Origin of the sequence: Streptomyces sp. NPDC048650, from assembly GCF_043199095.1 — a bacterium.
Lineage (GTDB): Bacteria > Actinomycetota > Actinomycetes > Streptomycetales > Streptomycetaceae > Streptomyces.
Map to the genome: position 1 here is coordinate 101,818 of NZ_JBICVM010000018.1, position 20,275 is coordinate 122,092.

The window sequence follows — 20,275 nt, forward strand, 5'->3', positions numbered from 1 at the left end:
CCGCGGAGACCCCATGAACGTACTCCTCGATTACCTGCCCGAGTTCCGTGACGGGTTTCTCGGAACCCTGGTGATCACCGCCGCCAGCGCGGTGATCGCCCTGGTGCTCGGCATTCTCATAGCCGGCTTCCGGGTCTCCCCGATCCCACCGCTGCGCGCGTTCGGGACGGCCTGGGTCACGCTCCTGCGCAACACCCCGCTGACGCTGCTCTTCCTGGTGGCGACCTTCGTCGTGCCGGAGATCCTCTTCCACGGTGCCAGCCCGTTCGCCCTGGCCACCCTCGCACTCGGCTGCTACACCTCGTCGTTCGTGTGCGAGGCCGTGCGCTCCGGTATCTCGACCGTGCCCATCGGCCAGGCGGAGGCGGCACGCAGCCTGGGGATGTCGTTCGTCCAGACCCTGCGCCTGATCGTTCTTCCCCAGGCCACGCGCACCGTGCTGCAGCCGCTGAGCAGCATCTTCATCGCGCTGACGAAGAACTCCGCGATCGCGGGCGCGTTCAGCGTCACCGAGATGTTCGGCGTCGCGAAGCTGCTCAGCGACAAGGGGTACGCGATCGCCCTGATCTTCCTGTGGGTCGCCCTCGCCTACCTGATCGTCACCTTCTCCATCAGCGGTTGCTTCCGTCTGCTGGAGCGCCGGATGGGGGTCGTCCGATGAACGGGCACGGCCGGCGGAACAGCATCACGAGGGTGCCGCGCGCGGGCGGGGCGGAACGAAGCGAGGTAAGGGCATGAGCGGCGCCAGCGTTCTCTACGACGTACCAGGACCGAAGGCGAAGGCACGCAACCGCATCTACACCGTCGTCGGCTCGCTCGCGGTGCTGGCCGTGGTGGGATACGTCGTACTGCGGCTGTTCCAGACGGGCGAGCTGGAGCCCGAGAAGTGGAACATCTTCAACAACGCCGGTGTGCGCACCAGCATCCGCGACGGCATCCTCACCACCCTCGGGGTGTTCGCGGTGGCGGCGGTGCTCTCGCTGCTGCTGGGCGTGCTGCTGGCGGTGGCGCGGCTGTCGGACCACAAGCCGGTCCGCTGGCTGGCGACCGGGTACATCGAGCTGTTCCGCGCCGTGCCGCTGTTGATCACGATCTACGTGGTCTGGGTGCTGCTGCTGACCAACCGTGACGCGCTCGGCCTCACCGGGCACCAGCCGCAGTTCTGGGCGCTGGTCATCGGCCTGACGCTCTACAACGGTTCGGTGCAGGCCGAGGTGCTGCGGGCCGGCATCAACTCCGTACCGAAGGGCCAGCGGGAGGCCGCCTACGCGCTGGGGCTGCGCAAGACGCAGGTGATGGTGACGGTGCTGATGCCGCAGGCCGTCCGGGCGATGTTGCCGACGATCATCAGCCAGCTGGTGGTGACCCTCAAGGACACCTCGCTCGGCTACATCATCACCTTCGAGGAACTCCTCTACTCCGCCCGCCTGATGGCCGGCAACATCATCGTGAACGGCGACGCCGTCTATGTTCCGGTCATCATCGTCACCGGCACGATCTATGTCGCGATGTGCCTGGCGCTGACCGCGCTCGCCACCTGGATCGAGCGGCGCGGCCGGCGGGCCAGGACCGGCATCGGGATCGTCGAGGTCGGTGACGTGGGTACCGCGGCCGCGGTGACGGCGGCGGTGGGCGTCGGCATGACCGCCGACGGCTCGGCCGACTCGACGAACTGACGGCCGGACGGGATCTGACGCCTCGACAGGCGGTCTGTGCAGAGGACGGAGGCGGCGGCGCGCAAGCCGCCGCCTCCGTCACTTGACGCGGGCCGTCGCAGTGGGTTGCATACGCTGTGTGATCACGCACCGGGCTCCGACCACCAGTTCTCCTACGTACCGTCAGCACCGCGAGGCCCCGGGAGCCACGCCGTGGACCCGGTGATCGTCGTCGGGGCCGGCCCGGTCGGCCTCTGCCTCGCCCTCTCGCTCGCCCGCGGCGGCGTACCGTCCGTCGTTCTGGACGAGACCACCGGCCAGGACGACTCCCGCCCGGCCCGCACGGCCGTCCTCCGTCAGGACACCGCGGCCTTCGTCGGCCGCCTCGGCTGCACCGACACCCTCGACAGCGCGGGCACCCGCTGGACGGCCTGGCGCACCGTACGCCGCCGCCGGCTCCAGGAGCGGATCGCGTTCGCCCCCCGCGTCCCGGACGAGGCGTCGTCCGCGCTGACCTCCCCGGTGCATCTCCCCCAGCACTCCCTGACCCGTGCGCTGCGCGCCGCCCTCGCCCGGGAGGAGCTCGCCCAGCTCGTCACCGGCAGCCGGCTGACCGAGCTGGAGCAGGACGCGGGCGGCGTCAGCGCGCACACCCGCGGCCCCAACGGCACGTGGTGGCGGGGGAGTTACCTGGTCGGCTGCGACGGACCGCGTTCGACCGTCCGCAAGCTGCTGGGCATCCGCTTCCCGGGCCGGACGGCCGTCGAACGGCATGCCGTCGCCGCGCTCCGCACCGAGCTGCCCTGGCCCGGCGAGGCGCTCCTGCACCGCTGGCCGGCCCGGCCCGGCGGCGGCCCCGTCGGCGAGGTGTCCGCCCGGCCACTGCCGGACGGCGTCTGGCGGCTGGACTGGCTGCTGCCACCGGGCCGCGAACTGGTCACCCCGGAAGCACTGGTGGCCCGCATCCGCGACTCCCTGGCGGGCTGGGCCGCGGAGCCGGAGGAGGAGGGCGGCCGCCCCGCGCGCGGGCGCGGCCCCGCCCGGGAGGTCCCGCCGTACGAGCTCCTCGACACCGGAGTGCACACCGTCCACCACCGGCTCGCCCGGACCTGGCGGCAGGACCGCGCGTTCCTCGCCGGGGACGCCGCGCATCTGCTGGGCGCGCTCGGCACCCAGGGCCTGGACGAGGGGCTGCGGGACGCCGAGAACCTGGCCTGGAAGCTGGGCCTGGCCTGGCACCAAGGCGCCTCCGAGACGCTGCTGGACAGCTATCAGGCCGAGCGCCGGGGCGCGGTCGCGGCCCGGCTGCGCGCGGCGGACCAGGCGCTGCCGCTGTTGCGGGACGGCGGCGCGGTGCGCTGGCGGACCGTGCTGCCGGGTGCGGCGCGCGGCCAGAGCGCGCTGCTCACGGACGGCCATCTGGGCCGCGGCCCGCTGGGTGCGCCGCCCGCCTACCCGCGGTCCCCGCTCGCCCCGGACGCCGGGCAGGCGGGCGGCAGCACCGTCGGCACCCGCCCCGGGTCGCCGGTCTGCGACGTGCCGGTGACCGCGGGCGACGGCTCGGTGGTACGGCTGCGGGACCGTCTGGGGCGGGGGCTCCTGGTGGTGCTGGTGGCGCCCGGCACCGGTGTCTGGGACCGGCGGCACTGGCAGTCGGCGGGCCTGATGCCGCAGCTGGCCGGCGCCGTCGAGGCACTGCCGATGGAGGCCGAGATCCTGGTCACCGAGTCCTACCCGGGCGCCGCCGCACACAGCGTCCTGGTCGTACGGCCCGACGGACATCTCGTGACGGCGCTGTCCGGCGTCCGCCCGGCCGAGCTGCGCGCGTGCGCGGACGCGGTACGGGGCGGCGGCGCGCCGGGACGGCGGGAGGCCGCCCCCGGGGCGGCGGCGGGCGAGGACACGGGCACGGACCGGGACAAGGGAGAGGACGGGCCCACGGGCGAGGCCGAGGAGAAGGGGGACGGTGCGGCGGTTGACCCTGCGGGAGCGCCCGTGCTTCACTCCGAGGATGACTGATCACGGCTCGCGATTCTGGCGGAGGGTCCATCTGGACCTGGTCCGCTATGCGAGCTGCAGGTGTCGTCCGTCCGTTTGATCCGCCTTCCTTCCCGCGCGGCCCCGCGCTCTCCTTGAGCGGCCGCGCGCCTCTTCGCGATCACTCAGGACGGTTCCCGTGCCCGATGTACGTACCCCCGTGCGCCCGCACACCAGCGGCGACGAGGCGGACCCCGACCGCGGCCCGAGCGCCTCGGAACTCCTCGACTTCGTCCGCCGCACCGCCGCGGACACCACACTGGTCGCCGCACTTCCCCTCGACCCGGAGGGCCGCACCTGGATCCGGCTGGACGGGCCGGGCGGCAGCGAGGCCTGGCTGATCGGCTGGCCGCCCGGTACCGGCACCGGCTGGCACGACCACGGCGGCTCACGCGGCGCCTTCGCGGCGGCCACGGGCGAGCTGACGGAACAGTCGCTCACCGCCCAACTGCCCACCGAGGGCTGGAAAACCCTGGAACTCGCCGACGGGGTGGACCGCGAGCGCCGACTCGGCGCCGGCCGCGGCCGGGCGTTCGGCCCGCACCATGTCCATCAGGTGCTGAACCTGTCCACGGACATCCACGCGGTCTCGGTGCACGCCTACTACCCGCCACTCCCCCTGATGCGGCGCTACAGCCGCACCGGTCCGCTGCTGCGTCTCGAAGAGGTCGAGCGCCCTCAGGAGTGGCAGTGAGCGCCGTCGACGATCTGCTCGCGCGGGCCCGCGGCGAGCTGCGGCGGGTGGCGCCACTGGAGGCTGCCGCGATCCAGGAGGCCGGCGGTCTGCTGGTGGACATTCGCTATGCGGCGCTGCGGGAACGCGACGGCACGATCCCCGGCGCACTGATCGTGGAGCGCAACGAGCTGGAATGGCGGCTCGATCCGACCGGCGAGCACCGTGCCCCGGAGGCAACCCACCATGATCTTCAGGTCGTGGTGATCTGCAACGAGGGGTACGCCTCCAGCCTGGCGGCGGTCTCCCTGGGCCGGTTGGGACTGCGCCGGGCGACGGACCTGACCGGCGGCTTCCAGGCCTGGCGCGCGGCGGGGCTGCCGGTCCGGGAGTGAGTCCCCCGGCCGGGAGCAGGCTCCGGGCCGACGCGCCTCAGACGTCCGGCAGATGCTGCTCCAGGAGCTCCGGGTCCTCGCCCTCCTCCTCCAGCGCCCGGCGGACCACCCGCAGGGCGAGGCCTTCCGGATAGCCCTTACGGGCCAGCACACCGGCCAGGCGGCGCAGGCGTTTGTCGCGGTCCAGCCCCCTGGTCGCCCGGAGCTTGCGGTCGACGAGCTCCCGGGCGGTGGACTCTTCCTGCTCGGAGTCGAGACGGCCGACGGCCGCATCGATCACGGCGGAGTCCACCCCCTTGGTGCGCAGCTCGCGGGCGAGGGCGCGGCGTGCCAGGCCGCGGCCGTGGTGGCGGGAATCCACCCAGGCATCGGCGAAGGCGGCGTCGTCGATCAGGCCGACGTCCTCGAAGCGGGACAGCACCTCTTCCGCGGCCTCGTCGGGGATGCCCCGCTGGTGAAGGGCGTCCCCGAGCTGTTTGCGGGTACGCGGGCTGCCGGTGAGCAGGCGCAGGCAGATCGCCCGTGCCTGCTCCTCGGGTGTACGCGGTGGTTCCGTCCCGGCCCTCGACGAGGCGGAACCACCGCTGTCCTTACGGCCCCTGCGGCCCGTACCACCGTGACGGGTCTCGGCGTCGCCCGCAGCGCTGGTCGTTTCCGCCTCGCTGCCCGGCCATTCCGTTCGCCGTGTCATGGCGGGTCAGCTCTTGGCCGCGGCGGCCTTGGAGCCCTTGGCACTCTTCGCCGCGGTTGCCGGGGCCGGAACCGCTGCGTCGGCCGCCGCGCCCGGGACGGCGTCCGTACCCGGCTCCGCCACCGGCTCCTGCGGCTTCACGCCGATGCCGAGCTTCTCCTTGATCTTCCTCTCGACCTCGTTGGCGAGGTCCGGGTTGTCCTTGAGGAAGTTACGGGCGTTCTCCTTGCCCTGCCCGAGCTGGTCGCCCTCGTAGGTGTACCAGGCGCCGGACTTGCGGATGAAGCCGTGCTCCACACCCATGTCGATCAGGCCGCCCTCACGGCTGATGCCCTGGCCGTAGAGGATGTCGAACTCGGCCTGCTTGAAGGGGGGCGAGACCTTGTTCTTGACGACCTTGACGCGGGTGCGGTTGCCGACCGCGTCGGTGCCGTCCTTCAGGGTCTCGATACGGCGGATGTCCAGCCGGACCGAGGCGTAGAACTTGAGCGCGCGGCCACCGGTCGTGGTCTCCGGCGAGCCGAACATCACGCCGATCTTCTCGCGGAGCTGGTTGATGAAGATCGCGGTGGTCTTGGACTGGTTGAGCGCGCTGGTGATCTTGCGCAGCGCCTGGCTCATCAGCCGGGCCTGGAGGCCGACGTGGGAGTCGCCCATCTCGCCCTCGATCTCGGCCCGCGGCACCAGGGCGGCGACGGAGTCGATCACGATGAGGTCGAGCGCGCCGGAGCGGACCAGCATGTCCACGATCTCCAGGGCCTGCTCGCCGTTGTCCGGCTGGGACAGGATCAGCGCGTCCGTGTCCACGCCGAGCTTCTTGGCGTACTCGGGGTCGAGCGCGTGCTCGGCGTCGATGAACGCGACGGCGCCGCCGGCCTTCTGGGCGTTCGCGACGGCGTGCAGGGTCAGGGTCGTCTTACCGGAGGACTCCGGGCCGTAGACCTCGACGACCCGGCCGCGCGGGATGCCGCCGACGCCGAGCGCGACGTCGAGCGCGGTCGACCCGGTGGGGATGACCTCGATGGGTTCGTTCGGCCGCTCCCCCATGCGCATCACGGCGCCCTTGCCGAATTGCCGTTCAATCTGTGCGAGCGCGGCGTCCAGCGCCTTCTCGCGGTCAGTGCCTGCCATGGGTTCCACCCGATTTGCTTGAGTCGATCGCTTCACGTCCATGACGCTAACGCCTGCCACTGACAATGCGCCCGGACCCGGCTCCGACCTGTGGATAACTCTGCCGAAAGTCGCTCGGATACAGGCCGGGACCTCCATAAGAATGGATGTTCGATTTTAGTGTCAAGCGTGCCGCCTCCGCCGCGGCACGCCGGGGCCGGGCCGCTACGGCTCAGCCCGCACCGTCCCCCGCGCCCGCATCCGCAGCGGCATCCGCATCCGTCCTGCGGTCCTCCAACGGGGCCGACGGCTGTTCCTGGTGCAGCGTGCGCCGTATCCGGGCCAGTGCCCTGGTGCCGCGCATCCGGCGGGTCCTGCCGTGGACGCGGGGATCGTCGGTGACCTCGTAGCGCTTGACGTAGGCGCCCAGGAACGCCTGCAGTGTCGCCGTCGCCGGGATCGCGATCAGTGCGCCCACCGCGCCCATCAGGGCCGTGCCCGCGACGACCGAGCCGAACGCGACGGCCGGATGGATGTCCACGGTCCTGGCGGTGATCCGGGGCTGGATCAGGTAGTTCTCGAACTGCTGGTAGATCACCACGAAGCCGAACACCCACACCGCGTACCAGGGGTCGACCGTGAACGCGATCAGGATGGGCAGCGCCCCCGCCAGATACGTGCCGATGGTCGGGATGAACTGGGAGACCAGGCCGACCCACATGCCCAGCGCCGGGGCGTACGGCACACCGAGGATCTCCAGCAGGACGTAGTGCGCGCCACCGGAGATGAGCGCCATCAACCCGCGGGAGTAGAGATAGCCGCCGGTCTTGGCGACCGCGATCTCCCAGGCCCGCAGCACCTCCGTCTGGCGTCGCGGCGGCAGGACGGAGCACAGCGCACGCCGCAGCCGAGGGCCGTCGGCGGCGAAGTAGAAGGAGAACAGCGCCACCGACAGGAGGTTGAACAGGCTGCCCAGCACCGTGGCGGAGACGGCGAGGACGTTGTTCGCACTGTCCTGGACGTACTTCTGCAGCCAGTCGGACCGCAGCAGGTTGTTCTGCACCTCGACCCGCGAGAGATGCGTGTGGAAGGTGCCGTTCGACCAGCTGATGACGGAGTCCAGATACTGCGGGAACTCCTCCACCATCTTGGCGATCTGGCCGGCGAGCATGGAGCCGAGAAGGGCGAAGAAGCCGGCCGCGGCCACGAGGATGCCGAGGAAGACCGCTCCGGTGGCCGCCCCGCGCCGCATGCCGCGGGCCGCCATCCAGTCGACGGCCGGCTCCACGGCCAGCGCCAGGAAGAACGCGATCAGAATGTTCAGCAGCAGCGTGATCAGCTGGTGGAACCCCCAGGTGGCGAGCTGGAAGCAGGCCACCAGGGCGAGCGCGAGCACCATGGCGCGCGGCAGCCAGCGCGGCATGCGTGCGTCGCGCCCGTCATCGGGGCGCGGGACGTCGTTGCTGGTGATCTCATCTGTCGCGGACACCGTGCCAGTGTCGCGTACCGCGCCGACACCCCTCGCCCTCCCCCGGAACGCGCCGGCCGGCGGCGGGCCGCCCGGGGCGGCCCGCGGCTCACTGCCGGTCGTAGGGGACCTCCATCGTCGCGCAGACCACCCGCCACACCTCTTTGGCACTCCAGCCCGCGGCGAGCGCCTCGTGGACGGTCCGGCCGCCGAGGCCGGACATCACATGATCGCGCGCGAAGGAGTCGGCGTACGCCGCACCGAAGTGATCCGCCATCCGCTGCCAGAAGACCGTCAACCGCATGCCCTCAGTATCCCGCCCTGGGAGGGCAGCAGGGCACGAGCCGGTGTCCCCGGGGGGTTTCGGCCCTACGGTCTTTGCCATGGCCGAAAACGTGAGCTCACCAGCCACCCCTCTGGCACGCGCCGAGCGCTTCATCTGGCTGACCGCCCGGGTGCTGGAGCAGCGGCTCTTCGAGTACCACTTCCTCGGCGGCGGGGCGGACCCGGTGCAGACCGCGCTCGCCGCGTACCGCAACGACGACGACGGCTACGGGCACGCGCTGGAGCCCGATCTGCGGGGTCCGGTCAGCCAGCCGCTGCACGTCGCGCACGCCCTGAAGGTCCTGCACCGCATCGGGCGCTGCGACGGCCGCCAGGTGGAGCGGGTCTGCCGCTATCTGACGCGGATCTCGACGCCGCAGGGCGCGCTGCCCGCGCTGCACCCGTCGCTGCGCGGTTACCCGGCGGCTCCGTGGATCCCGGTGGTCGACGATCCGCCCAGCGCCCTGCTGTCCACCGGCCCGGTGGTGGGCGTGCTGCACCGCAACGAGGTGTGGCACGCCTGGCTGTTCCGGGCCACGGACTACTGCTGGGCGGCGGTGGAGTCCCTGGAGGAGACCCATCCCTACGAGGTCGAGGCGGCGGTGGCCTTCCTGGACGGCGCCCCGGACCGCCCTCGGGCAGCCGCGGCGGCGCAGCGGCTGGGCAAGCTCGTACGGGACCGGGGGCTGGTGCTGCTGGACCCGGAGCGGGCGGCGGATGTCCCGGTGGCGCCGGGGTACGCGCCCGGGGAGCACCACCTGGCCTACGACTTCGCCCCGTCGCCCGACTCGCTGGCCCGCCAGTGGTTCGGCGACGCGGAGCTGGACCGGGCCCTGGACCACCTCGCGTCGCTCCAGGAGGAGGACGGCGGCTGGCCGGTCAACTGGCGAACCTGGGCACCGGGGACGTCCCTGGAGTGCCGCCCGATGGTGACGCTGGAGGCCCTGCTGACCCTGCGGGCGTACGGACGTCCCGTCGGCTGAACCGGGGCGCCACGCACCGGCGGCCGCGGACCGCGTGCCCGGACCATGGGCGGGCGACGGGGCCGGGCGGCATGACCGGGCGGCGTGGGTCGCCGCGCGGCGGCGTTGTCAGTGGTGCGGTGCACGATGGAGGACATGGCCAAGTCAGCGCTCGACTCGTTCTCTCCCGCCACCCGCGGCTGGTTCAGCGGCGCCTTCAGCGCGCCCACCGCCGCGCAGGAGGGGGCCTGGCAGGCGATCGGCGCGGGCTCGGACGTGCTGGTGGTGGCGCCGACGGGATCGGGAAAGACCCTCGCCGCGTTCCTGGCCTCACTGGACGCGCTGGCGAGCGCACCCCCGCCCGCCGAGCCGAAGAAGCGCTGCCGGGTGCTGTACGTCTCCCCGCTCAAGGCCCTCGCCGTCGATGTCGAGCGCAATCTGCGCAGCCCGCTGACGGGCATCCGCCAGGAGTCGGTCCGGCTCGGGCTGCCGGAGCCGGACATCACGGTGGGCATCCGCTCCGGCGACACCCCGCCCGCCGAGCGCCGGTCGATCGCCAACCGCCCGCCGGACATTCTGATCACGACTCCCGAGTCGCTGTTCCTGATGCTGACGTCCTCGGCCCGGGAGGCCCTGGCGGGCGTCGAGACGGTCATCCTGGACGAGGTGCACGCCGTCGCCGGCACGAAGCGCGGCGCGCATCTGGCGCTCTCCCTGGAGCGGCTGGACCAACTGCTCGGGGCCGGCGACGGGGGGCCCGGCCGCCCGGCCCGGCGGATCGGCCTGTCGGCGACGGTGCGCCCGGTGGAGGAGGTCGCCCGCTATCTGTCGCCGCAGCGGCGGGTGGAGATCGTCCAGCCGCCGTCGGGCAAGCGGTTCGACCTCTCGGTCGTCGTCCCGGTCGAGGACATGGGCGTCCTCGGCGGCTCCCCCGTCCAGGAGGGTGGGACGGGCGAGAAGCCGTCCATCTGGCCGCAGGTCGAGGAGAAGATCGCCGATCTCGTCCAGGCCCACCGCTCCACGATCGTCTTCGCCAACTCCCGTCGCCTCGCGGAGCGGCTGTGCAACCGCCTGAACGAAATCGCGTACGAGCGCACCACCGGCGAGCCGCTGCCCGAGCACCACTCCCCCGCCGAGCTGATGGCCGAGGCCGGGGCCGCCAGGGGCGCGCCGCCGCTGCTGGCCCGGGCGCACCACGGTTCGGTCTCCAAGGAGCAGCGCGCCCAGGTGGAGGAGGACCTCAAGGCGGGCCGGCTGCCGGCGGTGGTCGCCACGTCCAGCCTGGAGCTGGGCATCGACATGGGCGCGGTCGATCTGGTCGTCCAGGTGGAATCGCCGCCGTCGGTCGCCTCCGGACTGCAGCGGGTCGGCCGGGCCGGCCACCAGGTCGGCGCGGTCTCACGGGGCATCGTCTTCCCCAAGTACCGCGGCGATCTGGTGCAGGCGGCGGTGGTCACCGAGCGGATGCGCTCGGGCGCCATCGAGGCGCTGCGGGTGCCCGGCAATCCTCTGGACGTGCTGGCGCAGCAGATCGTCGCGATGACCGCGATGGACACCTGGGACGTCGAGGAGCTGCTGGCCGTCGTCCGGCGGGCCGCGCCGTTCGCCGCGCTCCCCGAGTCGGCGTTCACCGGAGTGCTGGACATGCTGGCCGGCCGCTATCCCTCGGACGCCTTCGCGGAGCTGCGGCCGCGCATCGTGTGGGACCGCGTCGCCCGGACCGTGACGGGCCGCCCCGGGGCGCAGCGGCTGGCCGTCACCTCCGGCGGCACGATCCCCGACCGCGGTCTGTTCGGCGTCTTCCTGGCGGGCGGCGATGCAGGCAGGGGCGGCGGGCGCCGGGTGGGCGAGCTGGACGAGGAGATGGTCTACGAGTCCCGGGTCGGCGACGTCTTCACCCTCGGCACGACGTCCTGGCGCATCGAGGACATCACCCGCGACCGGGTGCTGGTCACCCCCGCCCCCGGAGTCCCGGGCAGGCTGCCGTTCTGGAAGGGCGACCAGCTGGGCCGCCCCCTGGAGCTCGGCCGCGCCCTCGGCGCGTTTCTGCGCGAGATCGGTTCGCTGGCGCCGGCGGACGCCCGCGCCCGACTCTCCGCCGCCGGTCTCGACGACTGGGCGGCCGACAACGTCCTGGGCTATCTAGCCGAGCAGAAGCAGGCCTGCGGGCATGTCCCGGACGACCGCACGATCGTCGTCGAGCGGTTCCGGGACGAGCTCGGCGACTGGCGGGTGGTCGTCCACTCCCCCTTCGGCGCGCAGGTCCACGCCCCCTGGGCGCTGGCCCTGGGGGCCCGCCTCGCCGAGCGCTACGGCATGGACGCCCAGGTGATGCACGCCGACGACGGCATCGTGCTGCGGCTGCCGGACGCGGACCTGATGGGACTCGACCTCCTCGACGGCGACGGCTTCGAGCCGTCCGCCGACCCGGCCGCCCGGGGCGCGGAGTGGGACCCGGAGCAGTCGCCGGTGGGGGCCTCCGACGTCGTCTTCGACCACGGCGACGTCGACCAGCTCGTCACCGACCAGGTCGGCGGCTCCGCCCTCTTCGCCGCACGGTTCCGCGAGTGCGCCGCCCGCGCCCTGCTGCTGCCCCGGCGCAGCCCCGGCAAGCGCACCCCGCTGTGGCAGCAGCGCCAGCGCGCCGCCCAGCTCCTCCAGGTGGCAAGCGAGTTCGGGTCCTTCCCCATCGTGCTGGAGGCGGTCCGCGAATGCCTCCAGGACGTCTTCGACGTACCGGGCCTGACGGAGCTGATGGGCGACATCGAGGCCCGCCGGGTCCGCCTGGTGGAGGTCACCACACCCGAGCCGTCGCCGTTCGCCCGCTCACTGCTCTTCGGCTATGTCGCCCAGTTCCTGTACGAGGGCGACTCGCCGCTGGCCGAGCGTCGCGCCGCCGCCCTCTCCCTCGATTCCCGGCTGCTGGCCGAGCTGCTGGGCCAGGCCGAGCTGCGCGAGCTGCTGGACGCCGAGGTGCTGGCCGAGCTGGAGCGCGAGCTGCAGTGGCGCACGGAGGACCGGCGCGTCAAGGACACCGAGGGCCTGGCCGACGCCCTGCGCGTGCTCGGGCCGCTGACCGACGCCGAGCTGGCCGAGCGCGGCGCGGAGCCGGCGTGGGCGGGGGAGCTGGTCGCCGCCCGCCGCGCCATCACGGTACGCATCGCCGGGGCCGACCACTGGGCGGCCGTCGAGGACGCCGGACGGCTGCGGGACGCGCTGGGCACGGCCCTGCCGGTCGGCGTCCCGGAATCGTTCACCGAACCGGTGAAGGACCCGCTCGGCGACCTGCTCTCCCGCTTCGCCCGCACCCACGGCCCGTTCACCTCCGAGCAGGCCGCCGCCCGCTTCGGCCTCGGCAGCGCCGTCACCGACGGCGCCCTGCAGCGCCTGGCCGCCGCCGGCCGCGTCGTCCAGGGCGAGTTCCACCCCGCCGGAATCGGCCAGGAGTGGTGCGACGCCCAAGTGCTGCGCAGGCTGCGCCGCCGCTCCCTGGCCGCGCTGCGCGAGGAGCTGGAGCCGGTGCCGCCCGCCGCCCTCGCCGCCTTCCTCCCGGAGTGGCAGCACGTCAGCGCCCCGGCCCCGACGGCCGGCCGGCGCGGCTGCTCCTCGCACGCCCTGCGCGGCATCGACGGCCTGGTCCGCGCGGTCGAGCAGCTCCAGGGCGCCCCGGTGCCCGCCTCCGCCCTGGAAAAGCTGGTCCTGCCCTCCAGGGTCGGCGACTACACCCCCGCCCTCCTGGACGAGCTGACCGCCACCGGCGAGGTGCTGTGGGCCGGCGCCGGCGCGCTGCCGGGCAAGGACGGCTGGCTCTCCCTGCATCTCGCCGACACCGCGCCGCTGCTGCTCGCGCCGCCGCTCCCGCTCGAGCCGACCGCGCTGCACGAATCCGTCCTCGCCGCCCTCGCCCCGGGCTACGGCCTGTTCTTCCGCCAGCTCGCCGACCAGGTCCGCGCCACCACCCACCCCGAGGCCACCGACCCCCAGCTCGCCGACGCGGTCTGGGATCTCGCCTGGTCCGGGCGGCTCACCAACGACACCCTCGCCCCGCTGCGCGCCCTTTTGGGCTCCGGCCGGACCGCCGGTGCCACCGCCCACCGAGCCCGGCGGTCGGTCCCCCGTGGCAGGTACGGCTCCGCCGCCGCCGGGCGTACGGGCCGCCCCACCGCCTCGCGCAGCGGCCCCCCGACAGTCGGCGGCCGCTGGTCCCTCGTCCCCGCCCCGGAGCCGGACGCCACCCACCGCGCCCACGCCCTGGCCCGTACGCTCCTGGACCGCCACGGGATCGTCACCCGGGGTGCGGTCGCCGCCGAGGGCGTCGAAGGCGGTTTCTCCGCCGCGTATCGGGTGCTGGCGGCCTTCGAGGAATCCGGCCAGGCCCGCCGCGGCTATGTCGTCGAGGGGCTCGGCGCGGCCCAGTTCGCGATGGACGGCGCGGTCGACCGGCTGCGCGCGGTCAACACCCGGCGAGAGCGCACGGTCGACGCCGCCCTGCCCGAGGGCGGCCCGGCGACCTCGCGGAGCGGCGGCCCGCAGCGCACCGTCGTGCTGGCCGCCGCCGACCCGGCCAACGCCTATGGCGCCGCACTGCCCTGGCCGGACCCGCCCGAGGGATCGACCCACAAGCCGGGCCGCAAGGCGGGCTCCCTGGTCGTCCTCGTCGACGGCGAACTGGCGCTCTACATGGAGCGGGGCGGCAAGACCCTCCTGGTCTGGCCGCGCGACCAGCAGCCGGCCGCCCCCGGCGACGACGCCCGCGTCCAGCCCGCCGTGACGGCGCTGTGCGAGGCCGCCCGCGCCGGCGCCGTGGGCACCATCACCACCGAGCGCATCAACGGCGCCGGGGCCCTCACCTCCCCCTTCGCACCCGTCCTGGAAGCGGCGGGCTTCCACCCGACGCCGCGCGGGTTCCGGCTCCGGGTGTGACACGTCCGCGGAGCCGTCCGGCCGCGCCGGCCCCAGCGCGTTCGCCGCCCCCGGCCGCGGCGGGCAGGCTCCGTGGGCCCGCTGCGCCGCCGCCCCCGGCATGATGGGCCCATGCCCGAAGGCGACACCATCTGGCGGTTGGCCCGGCGTCTCCACCAAGCGCTGGCCGGCAGCCCGCTGACCCGCTGCGATCTGCGCGTTCCGCAGCTCGCGACGGTGGATCTGACCGGCCGCACGGTGCTGGAGGTGGTCCCCCGCGGCAAGCATCTCCTCACCCGTATCGAGGGCGGTCTGACCCTGCACTCCCATCTGCGGATGGACGGGGCGTGGAAGATCTACGCCCCGGCCGAGCGCTGGCGCGGCGGCCCCGCGCACCAGATCCGGGCGATTCTGGGCACCGCCGGGCACACCGCCGTCGGCTACCGCCTCCCCGTCCTCGAGCTGGTGCGCACGGCGGACGAGTCCCGCGTCGTCGGCCATCTCGGCCCCGACCTGCTCGGCCCCGGCTGGGACCCCGCCGAGGCCCTGCGCCGGCTGCTCGCCGACCCCGGGCGGCCCCTGGGCGAGGCCCTGCTGGACCAGCGGAACCTGGCCGGTATCGGCAATGTCTACAAGTGCGAGCTGTGCTTCCTGCTGCGCGCCTCCCCCTGGCTCCCCGTCGGGGCGCTGCCCGGCCCGGAGCGCGCGCCGGCGCTCGCCAGGAAGCTCCTCGAAGCCAACAAGCACCGCCCGGCCCGCGCCACCACCGCCAGCGCCCGCCCCGACCGCCGGCTGTGGGTCTACGGCCGCGCCGGGCGGCCCTGCGCTCGCTGCGGCACCCCCGTCCGCAGCGCCGACCAGGGCACCGCGGCGGAGGAGCGCGTCACGTACTGGTGCCCGGTCTGCCAGCCGGCTCCAGAGCGGCCGGCCGGTCCCGGAAGGCCGCCCGCACCTACCAATTGACGCATCGTCAGATTTCTCACTACCCTCGCCCCATGCTCCTCACGGCGTACGACCTCAGCGGCCGGACCGCGATCGTCACCGGCGCGGCGAGTGGAATCGGGCGCGCCACCGCCGCCCTCCTCGCCGAGGCCGGCGCCACCGTCCACTGCGCGGACCTCGACGACCGAGGGGCCGAGGAGACCGCCGCGGCCATCGCCGCTTCGGGGGGCGACGCACACCCGCACCGCCTCGACGTCACCCGGCGCGACCAGGTCGCTGCCGTCGTCGAAGCGGCCCGCCGTGCCACCGGCCACCTCGATGTGCTGGCCAACATCGCCGGCATCATGCACTCCTCGCCCGTCCTGGAGACCTCCGACGCGGACCTGGACCGGGTGTGGAACACCAATTTCAAGGGGGTGCTGTACGGCTGCCAGGAAGCGGCTCGCGCCATGATCGCCACCGGCACCCGGGGCAGCATCGTGACCATGGCCTCCGGCGCCATCGACACCGGCGCACCGGGCCTGCTCTGCTACGGCGCGGCCAAGGCCGCCGTCGTCCAACTCACCCGGACGCTGGCGAGCGAGGTCGGCCGGTACGGCATTCGCGTCAACGCCGTAGCCCCGGGCTGGATCCGGACCGCGATGACCGACCGCCACGACACCGAGGCGCAGCAGCAGGCCGAGCGGCCGATGATCCGACTGTCTCCACTGGGACGGGTGGGCGAGCCCGAGGACGTCGCACATGCCGTGGTCCACCTGGCCTCGGACGCCTCGTCCTTCACCACCGGCCAGATCGTCCGCCCGAACGGCGGCGTCGCCATGCCCTGGTGAGCGCTTCCCGGCTCCCCCTCAGCGATATCCCACGCCCGTTCGCGCCCTTCCCCCGGCCCACCCAGGGCACACAGTGCACCGGCAGCAGGCTGAGCCCCCAGCCCCCCATCACCACCGCCCCCTCGACCACCCCTGCCGCCTGCGGCCACAGCGTCAGCCGGAGCGCGGCGCACCACCACAAGGCCCCGATGAGGGCCCCGGCTATCGAGCGGCCGGGCACGGCCCACGGGCGCCGGCCGGCCGGGCGCCGGCCCGCGGGCCGCACCGCCGACCCGCAGGCCGTCACGTCATGCCGTGCCATGGCTTGCCTCCCTGCGCCGACGCTAGACGGGGCCGCGGCCGGACGGCAGAGCGCACCGGGGCGCACGCGGGGCGCGACGGGCTGTGTCGCGCCCGTGCCCACCCGGGCCACCCCGCAGCGGACCGCGCGACCGGCCGACGGAAGCCACCGTCAGGACGTCGGCCACGTCACTGGGACTCCGCCTGGAACATCCAGTGATGCTTCTCCAGATCGGCGGTCAGGCCGATGAGGATGTCCTGGCTGACCGGATCGGGCTCCGCGGTGTCGATGATCCGCTCCCGCATCCGCTCGATGACCGCCGCGAGGGCCGTCACCAGGGTCTGCACCACCTCGCCGTCCTTGATCCAGCTCTCCGGCACCTCGTCGATACCGCTGGTCTTGGCGACCGTCACGGCCCGCCCGTCCGGCGCCACCCCGATCGCCGACGCACGCTCGGCCACGGTGTCGGCATGCGCGCGTGCGGTGTCCACGACCTCGTCGAGCTGAAGGTGCACGGAGCGGAAGCGCGGGCCCACGACGTTCCAGTGCACCTGCTTGGAGACCAGAGAGAGATCCACCAGGTCGACGAGGGCACCTTGCAAGGCATTCCCGACGATGGCGCGGTCGCCGTCGGACAACGGACTCTTGACCACAGACATCGAGCTACTCCTTCGTGCGAATCTTCGGCACTGAATAGATGCACCTGGGTAGATTTACCCCTTTTTACTGTTTCACCCATCGTATAAACAATCGGGCGTCTTGGGGCAGGCCAAGGGGGCCGGCCGGGGACCCGCCGCGCGCCCGTGCGGGCAGCACAGAGCCCCGGTCGACTACTGCCGACCGGGGCTCTGCGTACGTACGAACGGGGGTGTCAGGCCGCGACGACATCCACGACGTCGGCCGGGGACTTGATCGTCACGCGGTCCTCCGGCACACCGGCCAGGGATGTGACGGACACCGAATTGAGCTTCGGCCGCACCGGCGTCGGCACCGGGTCGCTCGCGGCCGCGGACGCTGCCAGCTCGGCGAGTGCCAGCTCGTCGCTGACCTCCCGCATGAGCTCTGACATGCGCACGTCCAGCGCGTCACAGATCGCCGAGAGCAGTTCGGAGGACGCCTCCTTCTGCCCCCGCTCCACCTCGGACAAATAGCCGAGAGACACCCGGGCGGAGGAAGAGACCTCGCGCAGGGTTCGGCCCTGGCGCTGACGCTGTCGGCGCAGCACGTCACCCAGCAGGCGACGAAGCAGAATCATCGCTGGCTCCCTCCTCGGACCTCGGATCCGGATCCTTCTCGCCCCACCGTACCGCCTCGGACCCTGGCCGTGCCGGGCACGAGTTCGTGTTCACTCAGGGCTGCAAACATCCATTCCCCCCGTGTTGTTCCCTATCCTGTGCCCGCGCATTTTCTGTCAGTTCGCTCAACAACAGTGCGAGCACGGCATGAACAGTGTCCTTGCGGATCCGGTCACGATCCCCCTCCAGCGCCAGCCGACGCACCGCTCCGGCACCGCCCGGCCCCTCGACCGCCACGAAGACCGTCCCCACGGGCTGCCCGTCCTGCGGCTCGGGCCCGGCCACGCCGGTGGTCGCGATGCCCCAGTCGGCACCGAGGAAGCGCCGTACGCCGCGCGCCATCTGCCGCGCGACCTCGCCGTCGACGGCCCCGCGCGCGGCCAGCAGTGCGCCGTCCACGCCCAGCACCTGCCGCTTGAGGTCGGTCGCGTACGCCGTCACCGAGCCCCGTACCACCCGCGAGGCGCCCGGTACGGCCGTCAGCGCACCCGCCACCAGGCCGCCGGTCAGCGACTCGGCCACCGCCAGGCTCTGCCCGCGCCCGACGAGCGCATCGAGCGCCCCGGCCGCCGCAGAACCCGGCCCGGTCACCGCGCCGCTTCCCGCTCGGCGCGCTCCCGGGCCAGCCCGGCACGGCGCATGACGACCGCCTGACGGACGTAGTCGAGTCCGGTGGCGACCGTCAGCACGACGGCCACCGCCATCACCCACCAGCGGAACGTGGCCAGCGGCCCGGTCAGCACCAGGACGTACATCCCGACCGCGGTGCCCTGCGCAAGTGTCTTGATCTTGCCGCCGCGGCTGGCCGGAATCACACCGTGCTTGATCACCCAGAACCGCATCAGCGTGATGCCCAGCTCCCGGAAGAGGATCAGGCCGGTCACCCACCACGGCAGATCCCCCAGGACCGACAGACAGATCAGCGCCGCGCCCATGATCGCCTTGTCCGCGATCGGGTCGGCGATCTTGCCGAAGTCGGTGACCAGGTTGTACGTGCGCGCCAGATGCCCGTCGAAGATGTCGGTGATCATGGCGACGGCGAAGGCCGCCCAGGCGAACGCGCGCCAGATCGGGTCGCCCCCGCCGTCGTGCATCAGCAGCAGCACGAAGGCCGGGACCAGCAGCAGCCGCAGCATCGTCAGGACATTGGCGATGTTCCACAGCCCGGCCTGCCGGACGGCCGGCGCGGTGCGCGGCCCGCCGGCGGCGGAAGCCGGGACTCCGCTCATCTGCCCGCCTCCTCGGTACACGCGGTGCCGTCAACCGACAGCACCTCGGCCACGAGATCGACGCCCTCGCTCGCAACGACCTTTGCTTCGACCATACGACCAGGGGCGAGGTTCCGGCCGTTCGAGAGGATCGTGACGCCGTCGGTCTCCGGCGCCTGGTGCGCGGCCCGCCCGACGACGCCGTCCTCCTCGTCGATCCGGTCCACCAGCACCCGCAGCGTCTCGCCGATCCGCTCCTCGGCACGCTGCGAGGTCAGCTCCTCGGCCAGCCGGGAAACCCGCGTGAGCCGCTCGGCGACCACCTCGGGGTCGACCTTGTCCTCGTACGAGGCCGCTTCCGTGCCGTCCTCGTCGGAGTAGCCGAAGACGCCGACCGCATCCAGGCGCGCCTCGGTGATGAAGCGCTCCAGCTCGGCCAGATCGCTCTCGGTCTCGCCCGGGAACCCGACGATGAAGTTGGAGCGGGCACCGGCCTGCGGCGCCTTCGCCCGGATCTGCTCCAGCAGGCCGAGGAACCGGTCGGTGTCACCGAACCGGCGCATGGCGCGCAGCACCCCCGGCGCGGAGTGCTGGAACGACAGGTCGAAGTACGGCGCCACCTTGTCGGTGCCGGTCAGTACGTCGATCAGCCCCGGGCGCATCTCGGCGGGCTGCAGATAACTGACCCGGATCCGCTCGATGCCGTCGACCGCCGCGAGCTCCGGCAGCAGTGTCTCCAGCAGCCGGATGTCGCCGAGGTCCTTGCCGTAGGAGGTGTTGTTCTCGGAGACCAGCATGATCTCCTTGACGCCCTGCTCGGCCAGCCAGCGGGTCTCCCCCAGCACGTCGGAGGGCCGGCGGGAGATGAACGAGCCGCGGAAGGACGGAATCGCGCAGAACGAGCAGCGACGGTCGCAGCCGGAGGCCAGCTTCACCGAGGCCACCGGGCTGCTGCCGAGTCTGCGACGCAGCGGCGCACGCGGCCCGGAGGCGGGCGCGACGCCTTCCGGAAGGTCCTCCGGCGGGGTGTCCTGCGCGTGGCCGGGCAGCGCGACCTCGCCCGCCCCCTGGCGCTCGGTCGGACTGATCGGCAGGAGCTTGCGGCGGTCGCGCGGGGTGTGCGCGGCGTGGATGCCGCCGCTCAGGATGGTCTGGAGGCGGTCGGAGATGTCGCTGTAGTCGTCGAAGCCGAGCACGCCGTCGGCCTCGGGCAGCGCCTCGGCGAGCTCCTTGCCGTAGCGCTCGGCCATGCAGCCGACGGCCACGACGGCCTGGGTCCTGCCCTGATCCTTGAGATCGTTGGCTTCCAGCAGGGCGTCGACGGAATCCTTCTTCGCGGCCTCGACGAATCCGCAGGTGTTGACGACGGCCACATCGGCTTCGGCGGCTTCCTCGACGAGCTCCCAGCCGTCCGCTGCCAAGCGGCCTGCGAGCTCCTCCGAGTCCACCTCGTTACGGGCGCAGCCAAGAGTGACAAGGGCGACGGTACGGCGTTCGGGCATG

Annotated in this window: 18 protein-coding genes; 9 read left to right on the forward strand and 9 right to left on the reverse strand. The window is 73.0% G+C overall.

The window, feature by feature from the left end; genetic code table 11:
* Positions 1 to 13: 13 nt before the first annotated feature.
* The 5 genes from ACGFML_RS33950 (at position 14) to ACGFML_RS33970 (ending at position 4,760) form a co-directional block, all read left to right on the forward strand.
* Complete coding sequence (locus ACGFML_RS33950) at positions 14 to 661, forward strand: amino acid ABC transporter permease (protein ID WP_393549500.1); 648 nt, start codon at positions 14 to 16, stop codon at positions 659 to 661.
* 73 nt (positions 662 to 734) lie between these two features.
* On the forward strand, positions 735 to 1,676 hold the full coding sequence (locus tag ACGFML_RS33955; protein ID WP_393549501.1) for an amino acid ABC transporter permease: 942 nt from the start codon (positions 735 to 737) through the stop codon (positions 1,674 to 1,676).
* A gap of 192 nt (positions 1,677 to 1,868) precedes the next feature.
* Positions 1,869 to 3,674 (forward strand): FAD-dependent monooxygenase, encoded by a 1,806-nt coding sequence (locus tag ACGFML_RS33960; protein WP_393549502.1) that lies wholly within the window; start codon positions 1,869 to 1,871, stop codon positions 3,672 to 3,674.
* Between the two features lie 157 nt (positions 3,675 to 3,831).
* Positions 3,832 to 4,386, forward strand: a complete 555-nt coding sequence (locus tag ACGFML_RS33965; RefSeq protein WP_393549503.1) for a cysteine dioxygenase — start codon at positions 3,832 to 3,834, stop codon at positions 4,384 to 4,386.
* Positions 4,383 to 4,760: a rhodanese-like domain-containing protein gene (locus ACGFML_RS33970; protein ID WP_393549504.1), complete on the forward strand. Its 378-nt coding sequence runs from the start codon at positions 4,383 to 4,385 to the stop codon at positions 4,758 to 4,760. Before ACGFML_RS33965 ends, ACGFML_RS33970 begins: the two co-directional genes overlap by 4 nt.
* 37 nt (positions 4,761 to 4,797) lie before the next feature.
* On the opposite strand, the gene recX is transcribed toward ACGFML_RS33970, so the two are convergent.
* The 4 genes from recX to ACGFML_RS33990 form a co-directional block, all read right to left on the reverse strand.
* Positions 4,798 to 5,451 carry a recombination regulator RecX gene (gene recX / locus ACGFML_RS33975; protein ID WP_393549505.1) on the reverse strand — a complete coding sequence of 218 codons (654 nt, stop codon included), beginning with the start codon at positions 5,449 to 5,451 and terminating at the stop codon, positions 4,798 to 4,800.
* A 6-nt stretch (positions 5,452 to 5,457) separates the two neighbouring features.
* Positions 5,458 to 6,582 (reverse strand): recombinase RecA, encoded by a 1,125-nt coding sequence (gene recA, locus ACGFML_RS33980; RefSeq protein ID WP_393549506.1) that lies wholly within the window; start codon positions 6,580 to 6,582, stop codon positions 5,458 to 5,460.
* Positions 6,583 to 6,793: 211 nt separating this feature from the next.
* Positions 6,794 to 8,050 carry an AI-2E family transporter gene (locus ACGFML_RS33985; RefSeq protein ID WP_393549507.1) on the reverse strand — a complete coding sequence of 419 codons (1,257 nt, stop codon included), beginning with the start codon at positions 8,048 to 8,050 and terminating at the stop codon, positions 6,794 to 6,796.
* 88 nt (positions 8,051 to 8,138) lie between these two features.
* Positions 8,139 to 8,333 carry a DUF3046 domain-containing protein gene (locus tag ACGFML_RS33990; protein WP_393549508.1) on the reverse strand — a complete coding sequence of 65 codons (195 nt, stop codon included), beginning with the start codon at positions 8,331 to 8,333 and terminating at the stop codon, positions 8,139 to 8,141.
* Positions 8,334 to 8,412: 79 nt separating this feature from the next.
* Here ACGFML_RS33990 and ACGFML_RS33995 point away from each other — a divergent pair, with 79 nt between their 5' ends.
* From ACGFML_RS33995 to ACGFML_RS34010, 4 genes are all read left to right on the forward strand, one after another.
* Positions 8,413 to 9,336 (forward strand): hypothetical protein, encoded by a 924-nt coding sequence (locus tag ACGFML_RS33995; RefSeq protein ID WP_393549509.1) that lies wholly within the window; start codon positions 8,413 to 8,415, stop codon positions 9,334 to 9,336.
* 135 nt (positions 9,337 to 9,471) lie between these two features.
* Positions 9,472 to 14,238: a DEAD/DEAH box helicase gene (locus ACGFML_RS34000; RefSeq protein WP_393549510.1), complete on the forward strand. Its 4,767-nt coding sequence runs from the start codon at positions 9,472 to 9,474 to the stop codon at positions 14,236 to 14,238.
* 111 nt (positions 14,239 to 14,349) lie between these two features.
* Positions 14,350 to 15,180, forward strand: a complete 831-nt coding sequence (locus ACGFML_RS34005) for an Fpg/Nei family DNA glycosylase (protein ID WP_393549511.1) — start codon at positions 14,350 to 14,352, stop codon at positions 15,178 to 15,180.
* A gap of 32 nt (positions 15,181 to 15,212) precedes the next feature.
* Positions 15,213 to 15,989, forward strand: coding sequence for an SDR family NAD(P)-dependent oxidoreductase (locus ACGFML_RS34010; RefSeq protein WP_393549512.1), 777 nt, complete (start codon positions 15,213 to 15,215; stop codon positions 15,987 to 15,989).
* A 468-nt stretch (positions 15,990 to 16,457) separates the two neighbouring features.
* On the opposite strand, the gene ACGFML_RS34015 is transcribed toward ACGFML_RS34010, so the two are convergent.
* From ACGFML_RS34015 to rimO, 5 genes are all read right to left on the reverse strand, one after another.
* A complete protein-coding gene (locus tag ACGFML_RS34015; RefSeq protein WP_393549513.1) occupies positions 16,458 to 16,928 on the reverse strand; it encodes a Dps family protein in 471 nt (156 codons plus the stop codon).
* Between the two features lie 212 nt (positions 16,929 to 17,140).
* Positions 17,141 to 17,524, reverse strand: coding sequence for a helix-turn-helix domain-containing protein (locus tag ACGFML_RS34020; protein WP_393549514.1), 384 nt, complete (start codon positions 17,522 to 17,524; stop codon positions 17,141 to 17,143).
* Between the two features lie 94 nt (positions 17,525 to 17,618).
* Entirely contained in the window at positions 17,619 to 18,155 is a 537-nt protein-coding gene (locus tag ACGFML_RS34025) for a CinA family protein (RefSeq protein ID WP_393549515.1), read from the reverse strand.
* Positions 18,152 to 18,793 carry a CDP-diacylglycerol--glycerol-3-phosphate 3-phosphatidyltransferase gene (gene pgsA / locus ACGFML_RS34030; protein ID WP_393549516.1) on the reverse strand — a complete coding sequence of 214 codons (642 nt, stop codon included), beginning with the start codon at positions 18,791 to 18,793 and terminating at the stop codon, positions 18,152 to 18,154. The genes ACGFML_RS34025 and pgsA overlap by 4 nt, the downstream gene beginning before the upstream one ends.
* Complete coding sequence (gene rimO, locus ACGFML_RS34035; protein WP_393549517.1) at positions 18,790 to 20,274, reverse strand: 30S ribosomal protein S12 methylthiotransferase RimO; 1,485 nt, start codon at positions 20,272 to 20,274, stop codon at positions 18,790 to 18,792. The genes pgsA and rimO overlap by 4 nt, the downstream gene beginning before the upstream one ends.
* Between the last annotated feature and the right edge of the window lies 1 nt (position 20,275).

What these genes read in the sequence shown, in the direction of transcription:
- rimO (WP_393549517.1), bottom strand. Translation starts at nt 20,274, where the DNA reads ATGCCCGAACGCCGTACCGTCGCCCTTGTCACTCTTGGCTGCGCCCGT.
- recX (WP_393549505.1), bottom strand. Translation starts at nt 5,451, where the DNA reads ATGACACGGCGAACGGAATGGCCGGGCAGCGAGGCGGAAACGACCAGC.
- ACGFML_RS33950 (WP_393549500.1), top strand. Translation starts at nt 14, where the DNA reads ATGAACGTACTCCTCGATTACCTGCCCGAGTTCCGTGACGGGTTTCTC.
- pgsA (WP_393549516.1), bottom strand. Translation starts at nt 18,793, where the DNA reads ATGAGCGGAGTCCCGGCTTCCGCCGCCGGCGGGCCGCGCACCGCGCCG.
- ACGFML_RS34000 (WP_393549510.1), top strand. Translation starts at nt 9,472, where the DNA reads ATGGCCAAGTCAGCGCTCGACTCGTTCTCTCCCGCCACCCGCGGCTGG.
- ACGFML_RS34015 (WP_393549513.1), bottom strand. Translation starts at nt 16,928, where the DNA reads ATGTCTGTGGTCAAGAGTCCGTTGTCCGACGGCGACCGCGCCATCGTC.
- ACGFML_RS34020 (WP_393549514.1), bottom strand. Translation starts at nt 17,524, where the DNA reads ATGATTCTGCTTCGTCGCCTGCTGGGTGACGTGCTGCGCCGACAGCGT.
- recA (WP_393549506.1), bottom strand. Translation starts at nt 6,582, where the DNA reads ATGGCAGGCACTGACCGCGAGAAGGCGCTGGACGCCGCGCTCGCACAG.
- ACGFML_RS33990 (WP_393549508.1), bottom strand. Translation starts at nt 8,333, where the DNA reads ATGCGGTTGACGGTCTTCTGGCAGCGGATGGCGGATCACTTCGGTGCG.
- ACGFML_RS34010 (WP_393549512.1), top strand. Translation starts at nt 15,213, where the DNA reads ATGCTCCTCACGGCGTACGACCTCAGCGGCCGGACCGCGATCGTCACC.
- ACGFML_RS33955 (WP_393549501.1), top strand. Translation starts at nt 735, where the DNA reads ATGAGCGGCGCCAGCGTTCTCTACGACGTACCAGGACCGAAGGCGAAG.
- ACGFML_RS33995 (WP_393549509.1), top strand. Translation starts at nt 8,413, where the DNA reads ATGGCCGAAAACGTGAGCTCACCAGCCACCCCTCTGGCACGCGCCGAG.
- ACGFML_RS34005 (WP_393549511.1), top strand. Translation starts at nt 14,350, where the DNA reads ATGCCCGAAGGCGACACCATCTGGCGGTTGGCCCGGCGTCTCCACCAA.